Consider the following 4,214-nt stretch of genomic DNA (forward strand, 5'->3'; position numbering starts at 1 on the left):
AAACTCTCGCACCTTTAAGCAATGATCCCATCGTCATGCTCAGCGCAGTCCCCTGAACATGATCAACTCAGCCCTAAACCGGCTACCTCATGACGCCGCTGTTACACCACGCCGTGGGACACGATCGCAGAGCATGGTTAGAAAAAGCTAACAAAGGCAGAATGCTGCTTGGATGAGCAAGATTGTTGCAACTTGGTACTTTGTTTTCTGCCAATTGTGCCCGCTCGAAACCAATGCTGCCTTTTGAGGGATCAATAAACTGTCAACCAAGTATTTTTCCTCTTTCGCAACGAATGAAACCGTGCAATGCTCCTTACCAACAGGATTCCGACCTTCTTTAAGGTCCCCTGCATGCGAAAACCTTTTGGGTCCCAGCTCTATAGCTGGGGCCTTTTTTCGTGCTTGGCTTAGGGAAGCTTTAGGCGTTCTTGCGGCTCGATTGGAAGGTTGCGACGCTATAGAGTGCGAGGCCCGCCCAGATTAGGCCGAAGGTCACACCGTGAGCCGGGGTGAAATGCTCACCCAGTGCAAGCCCGGTACTGAATTGGAGCGTTGGGGCTAGATATTGTAATAGTCCCAAAGTGGTCATCTTTAGGCCGCGCGCGCCGGTTGCAAACAAGATCAGCGGGATCGCCGTCGCAGGGCCCAAGAGGACCAATAAGCCCATCATCCCTATAGAGCCGCCCATAACGGGGCCGCCGCTTTGCATGTGCCATATAATGATTACGAGAGCGGGCAGAAACAGGATTGCCGATTCCCAGAACAAACCCGCTGCGGGTTGAACTGGGGCAAGCTTGCGTACCAGCCCGTAAAGCGCAAAGGAAAATCCAAGGCCCAACGCAACATAGGGAAAGGCCCCGACTAAAAAGGTTTGGTTTAGTACACCCAACAGCGCCAGGGTCAGCGCGCCGATCTGCCATTTGGTCAGCTTTTCCTTAAAAAATGCCACGCCCATGCACACATTAATCAGCGGATTGATAAAATAACCCAGGCTTGATTCTAAAATGCGGTCTTGGCCGACCGCCCAGACATAGAGGAGCCAATTGCCGCCGATCAAGGCCGCCGATAGTGCTAAGAGACCCAAAGTGCGTGCGGTTATCCGCAGTGACGCAAAGCCTCCAAAAATCAGGGCGGCAAGGAATGCACATGGAAGGGTCCAGACAATTCTCTGGGCGGTCACTTCTAGCGGCGGGATTTTAGCAAACAGATGCAGGAAAGCCGGAAGAAGACCCCACATAATGTAAGCTGACAAGGCCGCCCAGAAAGCAGCCGGCAACTTTGCGGGTTCTACCTTTGTCATTAATCCCCCTTTTGCTGCCTGGCGTTACCCCGCCAAGCGCAAAGCAAAAGGGGCAAGGTCAGACTATCCTATTAGGCTTCCGCGACTGTCAGCTTTTTCTCAAATGCCCCGCGATCGACCAATAGCTGGGCGATCTGGATGGCATTGAGGGCGGCACCTTTGCGCAAATTGTCCGCCACCACCCATACGGCCAAACCGTTTTCAACGGTTGGGTCGGAGCGAATACGCGAAACATACACTGGGAATTCGCCCGCTGCTTCAACCGGAGTCATATAGCCACCTGCTTCGCGGCGATCCATTACGACGACACCGGGAGCCTCTTCCAAAGCTTCGCGGGCTTCATCATCACTGATGGGGTTTTCAAACTCGATGTGGACAGCTTCACAGTGGCCTACAAATACTGGTACGCGCACCACAGTCGCGGTCACCTTAATTGCGGGGTCCAACATTTTCTTGGTTTCTGCGACGAGCTTGAATTCTTCGGTCGTATAGCCGTCTTCCATGAAGTCACCACCATGGGGGATGACATTGAAAGCGATCTGCTTTGGATAGACTTCAGTTTTCACCGGATCATTCACAAAGATGCCGCGCGTTTGGGTCCATAATTCGTCCATGGCCTCTTTGCCGGTACCAGACACAGATTGGTAGGTCGCAACTACCACGCGCTTGATCTTCGCGAGATCATGCAAGGGTTTCAGGGCCACAACCAGTTGCGCGGTGGAGCAATTGGGGTTTGCGATGATCATTTTCTTCGTATAATTCATCGCTGCGTCTGGATTGACTTCAGGCACCACCAAGGGGACGTCGGGGTCCATGCGCCATTGGCTGGAATTGTCGATGACCAAGCAGCCTTGCGCTGCAATTTTGGGCGACCATTCTTTTGATGTTGCTCCACCGGCACTCATCAAGCAGATGTCCCAACCAGTAAAGTCAAAATAATCAAGAGATTGGCATTTCAGTGTCTTGTCGCCGAACGAGACTTCACGTCCCAACGATCGACGCGACGCAATCGCAGCGATCTCTGAAACCGGAAATTTCAACTCTGCCAATAAAGCAAGCAATTCGCGACCAACATTGCCGGTTGCACCGACGACGGCGACTTTTAAACCCATGATATTTCTCCGTAGGAGGCCCTATTAGCCCTTTGAGCGCTAATGTCCAAGAGCAAAGGACTGTTATGAGCCCTTTGCTGCCACTTGGATCAGGCCAGACCGCGCCTTAGAGCGCGCGTAAGGCAGGTAGGCACTGATTGAGTGATTTTTCGATTGTATCGATCATAAAGTCGATTTCCGACGTGGAAACGATCAGCGGCGGGCACATGACCACGCTGTCGCGAATCCCACGAACCATCAGACCATTGGCGATACAGGCGTCACGCACCATGGGGCCTGCCTTGCCCTCTTTACCGCCGAAACGGTGGTTCGTGCCGGGTTCAGATACAATTTCGACAGCACCCAACAGACCTTGCGAACGCACTTCCCCGACCAATTCATGGCCCACCAAGCGCTGCAAGGCCTTTGCCAGATAGGGCCCGGTGACTTCACGTGTGCGGGTGACAAGGTCTTCGCGCTCAATGATTTCCAAATTGCGCTCTGCGACCGCGCAGCACATTGGGTGCCCGGAATAGGTGTAGCCATGCACAAAGTCGCCGCCCTTTTCGCGCAGCACTTCGACAATGGCGCGCGAGGCAATCGTGGCTGAAATCGGCGCATAGCCCGACGACAATTGCTTGGCTGTGGTGATAATGTCCGGTGTAAAGCCGTAGGTATTGTGGCCAAACCACTGGCCAGTGCGGCCAAAGCCACAAATGACTTCATCGGCAACCAAGAGAATATTGTATTTGCGGCAGATTGCTTCGATCTTCTGCCAATAGCCCTTTGGCGGGATGATGACACCACCAGCGCCTTGGATGGGTTCGCCTACAAAAGCTGCAACATTATGGGCACCAACTTTTAGGATTCGGTCTTCAACCTCTTGCGCACAGCGCGTTGCAAAAGCTTCCTCATCCTCGCCAAAGCCTTCATTGAAGGCATAAGGCTGAATAACATGCTCGATCCCAGGGATGGGCAGGGAGCCGATGGCATGCATGGCGCTCATGCCGCCCAAGCTAGCGCCCGCCACCGTTGATCCATGATAGCCATTGCGGCGGCAGATGAAGATGTTCTTATAGGGTTGGCCTTGAACTGCCCAATAGTGGCGGACCATGCGAAACATGGTGTCGACCGCCTCAGAACCAGACGAATTGAAGAACACGTGCTGCAGCTCGCCACCCGCGATGCCGGCGATTTTGGCCGCTAAACGCACGGCAGGCGCGGTCGCGGTTTTAAAGAAGCTGTTGTAATAGGGCAGTTCTAACATCTGCTCATGAGCGACGTCGGCTAGTTCTTTCCGGCCATAGCCAACACCGACGCACCAAAGCCCGGCCATGCCATCGAGATAGGCTTTGCCATCAATGTCCCAGAATTGGCAGCCATCGGCGCGTGTAACGATGCGCGAACCGCCCAAGTCGCGGATTTCGCCATAGTCTGCTTGTGCCGGTAAGTGGTGCGCGACGTCCAAGCGGCGCAGCTCTACCGCGTCATAATTGCGCAGTGCCGTTGCTGGTGGGGTCATAGTCTTTATCCTAGGCTGATCTCTTTGTTATAACAAATAGATCGGCTGGACACATTGGGAAAGTGATTTCTGCGCTTTGGCCTGCAATTACTGATGCGGTGAATTGTTCGCACTGCGACAGAGCACCTAAGCAGAGCGCAATCTGATCCAAATAGATTCAGACTTAGCTTTAGGGCGGTTTTCCTGAAAAAGGAATCGAGTGTATTCCCAAATCAGGTGTGATGTGATTCACCATTTATGTTGGTGATGGAGGCCAACATGGATGGCAAAGATACTATCGATGGATTTGAGGTCTCGCGCG

Annotated in this window: 3 protein-coding genes; all 3 read right to left on the reverse strand. The window is 53.3% G+C overall.

What is annotated here, in order from left to right; translation table 11 throughout:
- Positions 1–418: 418 nt before the first annotated feature.
- The 3 genes from rarD to ACIQ20_RS16000 all read right to left on the reverse strand — a co-directional run bounded on the left by rarD (position 419) and on the right by ACIQ20_RS16000 (position 3,913).
- Positions 419–1,300 (reverse strand): EamA family transporter RarD, encoded by an 882-nt coding sequence (gene rarD, locus ACIQ20_RS15990; protein ID WP_395782067.1) that lies wholly within the window; start codon positions 1,298–1,300, stop codon positions 419–421.
- 71 nt (positions 1,301–1,371) lie between these two features.
- The gene (locus ACIQ20_RS15995; protein ID WP_395782069.1) at positions 1,372–2,412 is read right to left on the reverse strand and encodes an aspartate-semialdehyde dehydrogenase; all 1,041 of its coding nucleotides are present in this window, start codon (positions 2,410–2,412) and stop codon (positions 1,372–1,374) included.
- A gap of 106 nt (positions 2,413–2,518) precedes the next feature.
- Positions 2,519–3,913: an aminotransferase gene (locus tag ACIQ20_RS16000; protein WP_395782071.1), complete on the reverse strand. Its 1,395-nt coding sequence runs from the start codon at positions 3,911–3,913 to the stop codon at positions 2,519–2,521.
- Positions 3,914–4,214: the final 301 nt, after the last annotated feature.

The sequence above is a fragment of the Aquidulcibacter sp. genome (assembly GCF_044346625.1).
Classification (GTDB): Bacteria; Pseudomonadota; Alphaproteobacteria; order Caulobacterales; family Aquidulcibacteraceae; genus Aquidulcibacter.